The organism is Streptomyces inhibens (assembly GCF_003389455.1).
Taxonomy (GTDB): Bacteria; Actinomycetota; Actinomycetes; order Streptomycetales; family Streptomycetaceae; genus Streptomyces; species Streptomyces inhibens.
In genome coordinates, this window is record NZ_QUAC01000377.1 from 1 (window position 1) to 6,849 (window position 6,849).

The following is a 6,849-nucleotide window of genomic DNA, read 5'->3' on the forward strand; positions in this document are numbered from 1 at the left end:
GGGCGTATCGACGCCCGGCCGGCCGCGCCGGATGGCAATGCCGCCGTAAAGCGACAGGAACGTCCGGCCTATTGATGGTGACGTGGCGGGGCGATCCGTACAAGGATGGTCCGCATGTCCAACACCACCACTCCCGCGGGCGATCCGCTGCCCCGCCAGGTCGCCGACGCCTATGTCGACGCCCTCGTCGACCTGGACCCGATCACCGGCACCTACCTCGGTATCCCCGAGAGCTCCGGCAAGCTCCCCGACTTCTCACCGACGGGCCAGGAAGCGGTGGCCCAGCTCGCCCGTACGACGCTGGAGAAGCTCACCGAGGCCGAGGCCCGGCCGGGCGCGGACAGCCCCGCCGAGCAGATCTGCGCGCGGCTGCTGCGCGAGCGCCTGACCGCCGAGCTGGCGGTGCACGAGGCGGGCGAGGGCCTGCGCACGGTCAGCAACCTCAGCTCGCCGCTGCACCACGTCCGTGAGGTCTTCACGCTCACCCCCGCCGAAACCGACGAGGACTGGGCGGCGATCGCCCAGCGACTGCGGGCCGTGCCCGCCGCGCTGGAGGGCTACCGCGCCGCGCTCGACGCCGGCCGCAAGCGCGACCTGCCCGCCGGCCCGCTCCAGGTCACCACCGTCATCGGCCAGTTGGACGAGTGGATCGGCACGGACCGCAGCTGGTTCGCCGAGTTCACCGACCCGGGACCGGACGCGCTGCGTGCCGAGCTGACCGAGGCCGCCGAGGTGGCGACCGGCGCCCTGGTGGAGCTGCGCGACTGGTTCCGGGACAGCTACGCCCCGTCCATCGCGGGCGCCCCGGACGTGGTCGGCCGGGAGCGCTACGCCCGGCTCTCCCGCTACTACAACGGCGCCGACCTCGACGCGGACGAGGCGTACGCGTACGGCTGGTCCGAGTTCCACCGGCTGCTGGCCGAGATGGAGACCGAGGCCGAGAAGGTCCTGCCCGCCGCGAAGACGCCATGGGAGGCGCTGGCCTGGTGCGACGAGCACGGCGAGGCGGTCGAGGGCGTCGAGGAGACCCGCCAGTGGCTCCAGTCGCTCATGGACGAGGCCATGGACTCGCTGGACGGCACACACTTCGAACTGGCCGAGCGGGTGCGGCGGGTGGAGTCGCGGATCGCCCCGCCCGGCAGCGCCGCCGCCCCGTACTACACCCAGCCGTCGCTGGACTTCTCCCGTCCCGGGCGTACGTGGCTGCCGACGATGGGCGAGACCCGCTTCCCGGCGTACGACCTGGTCTCCACCTGGTACCACGAGGGGGTGCCCGGACATCACCTCCAGCTGGCGCAGTGGGTCCATGTCGCGGACCGGCTCTCGCGGTACCAGACGACGGTGGGCATCGTCTCCGCCAACGCCGAGGGCTGGGCGCTGTACGCCGAGCGCCTCATGGACGAGCTGGGCTTCCTGACCAACGCCGAACGGCGGCTGGGCTATCTGGACGCCCAGATGATGCGGGCGATCCGGGTCATCATCGACATCGGGATGCATCTGGAGCTGGAGATCCCGGCGGACTCCCCGTTCCACCCGGGCGAGCGCTGGACGCCGCAGCTGGCGCACGCATTCCTCGCGAGCCACTGCAGCCGCCCGGCCGACTTCGTCGAGAGCGAGATCATCCGCTATCAGGGCATGGCGGGCCAGGCGATCGGCTACAAGCTCGGTGAGCGGGTCTGGCTCCAGGGACGGGAAGCGGCCCGCGCCCGGCACGGCGCGGACTTCGACCTCAAGGCCTGGCACATGGCGGCGCTGTCGCAGGGCTCGCTGGGCCTGGACGATCTGCTGAGCGAGCTGTCGGTGCTCTGACCACGGCTCCTGGGTGCGGCGGCCGGCCAGTGCATACGGTGTTGTGGCCGGCCGCCGCCGTCCGTAGGGTCCGTTGACATGACAGTGGATCTCGCGACGAACCGGCCGCTCTTCCTGCTCCCCGGCGACCCGCTGCGGCCCCGGCGTGGGGGCACCTCCCGGCATCAACTGGGGGAAGATCCGCACTTCGCGGCCGAGGCCGCCGCCGCCCATGCGGCCGGTGCGGCGACCGCGGTGCTCGACCACGAGGCGCTGCTGGCCGGGGACGCCGAACGGGCGGTGTCCCGGGTGCCGCGCGAGGCCGGACCGGTCTGGTACCGCGGCTGGATGCTGCCCGCCGGCCGCTATGCCGAGCTGGCCGCGGCGCTCGCGGCGCGCGGCTGCCGGCTGCTGACCTCCCCCACCGCGTACCGCACCGCGCATGAACTCCCCGGCTGGTACGAGACGTTCCGGGCGCTCACCCCGCAGAGCGGCTGGCTCCCGTGTGCGCCCGGACGGCCTCCGGAGCCGGCCGCGCTGGCCCGGCTCGCCGCTCCGTTCGGTGACCGCCCGCTCGTCGTCAAGGACTGGGTCAAGTCCCGTAAGCACGAATGGGAAGAGGCGGCCTACGTCCCGGACGCGGCCGACACCGCGCGGCTGGCCTCGGTCGTCGGCCGCTTCCTCGCTCTCCAGGAGGAGTTCTTGACCGGGGGCGTGGTGCTGCGCGCCTTCGAGCACTTCGCCGCGGTGGGTGAGGCGCGGGTGTGGTGGGTGGACGGCGAGCCGGCGCTGATCGGCCCGCATCCCGACACGCCGGGGCTGCGCCCCGCCCCCGATCTCACGCATGTGGCGCCGGTCGTAAGGGAGTTGGGCCTGCGCTTCGTCACCACGGATCTGGCGCTGCGCGAGGACGGCGTCTGGCGGGTGGTGGAGGTCGGCGACGGTCAGGTCAGCGGTCTGCCCGTGGGGGCGGACCACCGGCCACTGTTCGAGGCGCTGGTCACCGCGGGCGCCGGGTACCCGCTGACGCTCACGGCCGGCCGGGTGTCGCTGCGCGCCCTGCTGCCGACCGCGGCGGCCCGGGTCGCGGACGGCGAGCCCGCCGGTTTCGACTGGATCGACGGCGCGCCTCCCGAGACGACGCAGGGCGGCGCGAGTATCGCCGTACGGGCCGCCGCGGCCGGCAGCTACCGTCCCGGCTGGGGTGTCTTCGTCCTCACCGACGCTGCGGCCGGCACGGCGCTCGGCAGCATCGGCTTCCACGGCCCGCCGGACGACACGGGCTTCGTGGAGATCGGCTACGACCTCTCCCCGTCGGCGCGCGGCGCCGGCTGGGCCACCGAAGCCGCCCGGCTGCTCGCCGGCTGGGCGGCCGCCCACCCCGAGGTACGGACGGTGTGCGCGCTGACCGAGCCGGAGAACGTACCGTCGCAGCGCGTCCTGGAACGCGCCGGCTTCCGGTTCGTCGGGGAGCGCGAGGGCCTGCGCGCCTACGAGGTCGAAGGGGCCGCCGACGCTCCCCCTGTGGCGGTCAACGTCTGAAGCCGCCCTCGGAGTTGATGGCCTCACCGGTGATCCAGGCCGCCTCGTCGGTCGCCGGCCAGGCGATCAGCCGGGCCCGGTCGTCGGGCGCGCCCCACTGCCCGCCGGGGAAGCACCGGGCGACCCGCCCGCGCAGCTCACCGACCGCGTAACCGCTGTCCACCGGGCCGGGGTTGACGGCGTTGACCGTCACTCCGAGGCCGGCCAGGGCGCCGGCGAGGGTACGGGTCGCCGAGGCCAGTGCCCCCTTGGCGGGACCGTAGGCGACCTCTTCCGGCATGCCGCCGCCCAGGTCCTGGCCGGAGGTCAGCATCACGTTCCGGCCGCCCGGCAGCCCCTCGACGCGCCGGCGGGCGCAGGCCTGCACGAGGAGGATTCCGCGGGGCGCCATCCCGCAGCACGGGGCCGGGCGGGCCCGGGGTGCCCTCAGCAGCCGCAGTCCTCGGCCCCGATGGGCGCCGTCAGCGGGTCGGCCGGGCGGCGCTCCGGGCCCTGCCAGGTCTGCACCTCGTAGCCCTCCCGGATCCAGTACTCGATGCCGCCGAGCATCTCCTTGACCCGGTAGCCGAGCCGGGCCAGCGCGAGGGCGGCGCGGGTGGCACCGTCGCAACCGGGCCCCCAGCAGTACACGACCACCGGGACCGCCGGGTCCAGCAGCTCCCCCGCGTCGTGCGGGATACGGGCGGTGGGCAGATGGACGGCGCCGGGGACATGGCCCTGGTCCCAGGCCTCGGTGCTGCGGGAGTCGACGACGACGAAGTCGGCGGCGCCGGCCGCGAGCGCGGTGTGCACATCGGCGACGTCGGTGTGGAAGGCGAGGCGGGCGGCGAAGTACGCGGCGGCGTCGGCGGGCGCGGCGGGCGGGGTGGCCAGGACGGCGCTGGTGGCGGGGCCGGCGGCGGTCTGCGGCGTCTGTGTGATCATGATCGATAATTTACGGTTGGCCGATCGGCCCGAGAAGTGATGATCACCGGCAAAACCCTTGATCTGCCGGTGTTTCCACTGCTAGACAGCGCAGATGACCGGTTATTCCCCCGACGCCACCGACTGGCGCATCCTCGACGTCCTGCAGCACCACGGCCGCGCGGGCTACGCCGAGCTGGCCCGCGCCGTGAACATGTCCGCGAGCGCGGTCACCGAACGGGTCCGCCGGCTGGAGGAGGCCGGGGTGATCTCGGGCTACGCGGCGGTGATCGACCCGGAGCGGATCGGGCTGCCGGTGCTGGCCTTCGTACGGCTGCGGTATCCGAACGGCAACTACAAACCGTTCCACGATCTGCTGGAGACGACGCCGGAGATCCTGGAGGCGCACCACGTCACGGGCGACGACTGCTTCGTCATCAAGGTCGCCGCCCGGTCGATGAAGCACCTGGAGGAGGTCTCCGGCCGGATCGGCGCGCTCGGCGCGGTGACGACCAGCGTCGTCTACTCCTCGCCGCTCCCCCGCCGGCCGGTCAGCCGGTGACGGGCGGTCCACCACGGCCGGGGTGAGGGGGGACTCAGCTCGGCACCCGGTGCCGGACGGTCGAGCCGGAGCGGTCCTTGACGACCTCCAGCTGGGCGGGGATGCGCGCCTTGAGGTCCGCGACATGGCTGACGATGCCGACGCTGCGGTCGCGGTCGCGCAGTGAGTCCAGGACGTCCAGCACCTCGTCCAGCGTCTGTTCGTCCAGGCTGCCGAACCCCTCGTCGATGAAGAGGGTGTCCAGCCGGGTGCCGCCCGCCTCGTCGGTGACGACATCGGCGAGCCCGAGCGCCAGCGCGAGCGAGGCGAAGAAGGTCTCGCCGCCGGAGAGGCTGGAGGTGTCGCGCTCGTGGCCGGTCCAGGCGTCGATGACATGCAGACCGAGGCCGGAGCGCCGGGCGCCGCCGGTCCGTTCGTCGGAGTGGACGAGGGTGTAGCGGCCGGCGGACATCCGGTGCAGCCGTGCGGTGGCGGCGGCCGCGACCTGTTCGAGCCGGGCGGCGAGCACATACGACTCCAGGCGCATCCGCCGCTCGTTCTCGGTGGAGGTGCCGGAGGCCAGCGCGGCGAGGCGGGCGATGCGGTCGGAGGCGGCGCGCAGCGGGGCCAGTGCCCGGGCGTCGGCCTCGGCCTGGGCGGAGAGCCGGTCGAGTGCGGTGCAGCGCTCGGTGGCCGCGGCATGGGTCGCCGAGGCGGTCCGCAGCCGCCCCGCCGCGGCCTGGTGCGCGGCGTACGCGGCGTCCGGGTCCGCGGGCGGCAGCGCCACGGCGGCGAGGGCGTCGGGATCGGCCAGCTCCGCTTCCACCGCGGCCGATTCGGCCTGCCAGTCGTCGAGCCGCTGCTGGAGCGCGCGCCAGGCGTCGTCGCGCAGCAGCGCCTCGGCGGCGGCCTGCGGGGTGTCGAAGCCGGCGCGGTAAGCGGCGTCGGAGAGTGCGGCGTCGGCCTCCTTGAGCCGCTGGGCGCAGGCGTTCGCCGTACGGGACGCCTCCGCCGCCGCGGCGAGCAGGGCGACCTGCCGCTCCAGCCGCCCGGCCCGGTCCGCCACGCTCGCGCAGTCGCCCCGCGCCTGGGTCAACTCCTCTTCCAGGGCGGCCCGTTCGCGATCCAGCGCCTCGCGGTGGGAGGTGCGGGCGGCGGCCCGGCGCTCCGCCTGCTGCTGCTCGGCGCGGCGCCGTTCGTACTCGCGCTCGGCGCGTCCGAGCGCCTCGCGGGCGGCATGGAGATCGGCGCCGAGCGCATGGGCGCGGGCGAACTCCGCGCGCAACTCCTCGACCTGCGCGGCGAGTTCACCGGCCGCGCTGTCCCCCGCCGTGGCGGTCGCGCCGGCCAGCGCCTCCTTGACCGACTGGCAGTGGGCCTCCGCCTCCCGGCGGGTCTCCTCGGCCCGGCGGTGGCCCGCCTGCGCAGCCTCCTCGGTCGCCCGGTCGACATGGCCGGCACCGGCCCGGGCCGGGTCGGGGTGCTCGGTCGCGCCGCACACCGCGCACGCCTGACCGTCGCGCAGGCCGTCCGCGAGCTCGGCGGCGATCCCGCGCAGCCGCCGGTCCTTGAGGTCGAGCCAGTGCTCATGAGCCTGCGCCGACCGCTCCCTGGCGGCGAGCAACTCCCCTTCCGCCGCCCGCAGTTCACCGGCGAACCGGTCGCGCAGGCGGGCTGCCGCCAGCCGTTCGGCGGCCGGTTCGATCCGGGCGCCGAGCTGTTCGGCCCGGGTCGCGGCCTCCTGGGCCGTCTCGATGCGCTGCTGGTGGGCGCGGCGGGCGGTGTCCCATTCGGCGAGCCACTCGGCGGCGTCCAGCAGCGTCTGGTCGTCGGCGCGCGCCTCGCGGTCCAGGCCGGCCCGTTCCCGGCCGATGTCGGCGGCCCGCCGCTCGGCCCGCCGGGCCGCCGTGAGTGACCCCAGGTCTTGTCTCAACTGCCGTTCCAGTGCGGCGAGTTGATCACCCTCGGTGTCCGTGAGGTCGGGCGGCAGCGGGTTTCGGCGCTCGCGCTCGGCGCGCTGGGCGGCGTCCAGCTCGCGCCAGGCGGCGTCGCGCAGGGCGAGCGCGGGCGCGACA

At 74.7% G+C, this 6,849-nt stretch carries 5 protein-coding genes and 1 pseudogene; 3 read left to right on the plus strand and 3 right to left on the minus strand.

Annotated elements, in window-relative coordinates; all coding sequences use genetic code 11:
• Positions 1-114 precede the first annotated feature (114 nt).
• Together DY245_RS34910 and DY245_RS48035 are read left to right on the plus strand one after the other, a co-directional pair.
• The gene (locus DY245_RS34910) at positions 115-1,809 is read left to right on the plus strand and encodes a DUF885 domain-containing protein (RefSeq protein WP_128511117.1); all 1,695 of its coding nucleotides are present in this window, start codon (positions 115-117) and stop codon (positions 1,807-1,809) included.
• A gap of 78 nt (positions 1,810-1,887) precedes the next feature.
• Positions 1,888-3,330: a GNAT family N-acetyltransferase gene (locus DY245_RS48035; protein WP_128511118.1), complete on the plus strand. Its 1,443-nt coding sequence runs from the start codon at positions 1,888-1,890 to the stop codon at positions 3,328-3,330.
• Here DY245_RS48035 and DY245_RS34920 read toward each other — a convergent pair.
• Together DY245_RS34920 and DY245_RS34925 are read right to left on the minus strand one after the other, a co-directional pair.
• Positions 3,320-3,706: pseudogene (locus DY245_RS34920) on the minus strand (SDR family oxidoreductase); the annotation flags it as partial. The gene DY245_RS48035 and the pseudogene DY245_RS34920 overlap by 11 nt on opposite strands.
• A 50-nt stretch (positions 3,707-3,756) precedes the next feature.
• Positions 3,757-4,254 (minus strand): rhodanese-like domain-containing protein, encoded by a 498-nt coding sequence (locus DY245_RS34925; RefSeq protein ID WP_128511119.1) that lies wholly within the window; start codon positions 4,252-4,254, stop codon positions 3,757-3,759.
• A gap of 94 nt (positions 4,255-4,348) precedes the next feature.
• Between DY245_RS34925 and DY245_RS34930 the strand changes: the two genes are divergently transcribed.
• Positions 4,349-4,795 (plus strand): Lrp/AsnC family transcriptional regulator, encoded by a 447-nt coding sequence (locus DY245_RS34930; protein WP_128511120.1) that lies wholly within the window; start codon positions 4,349-4,351, stop codon positions 4,793-4,795.
• Positions 4,796-4,829: 34 nt separating this feature from the next.
• On the opposite strand, the gene DY245_RS34935 is transcribed toward DY245_RS34930, so the two are convergent.
• Positions 4,830-6,849, minus strand: a 2,020-nt coding sequence (locus DY245_RS34935; protein ID WP_280525036.1) for an SbcC/MukB-like Walker B domain-containing protein, incomplete at its 5' end; no start/stop codon positions are given.

Bases quoted from the DNA above. Each gene is read 5' to 3' on its own strand.
- DY245_RS34910 (WP_128511117.1), top strand. From the start codon at position 115: ATGTCCAACACCACCACTCCCGCGGGCGATCCGCTGCCCCGCCAGGTC.
- DY245_RS48035 (WP_128511118.1), top strand. From the start codon at position 1,888: ATGACAGTGGATCTCGCGACGAACCGGCCGCTCTTCCTGCTCCCCGGC.
- DY245_RS34925 (WP_128511119.1), bottom strand. From the start codon at position 4,254: ATGATCACACAGACGCCGCAGACCGCCGCCGGCCCCGCCACCAGCGCC.
- DY245_RS34930 (WP_128511120.1), top strand. From the start codon at position 4,349: ATGACCGGTTATTCCCCCGACGCCACCGACTGGCGCATCCTCGACGTC.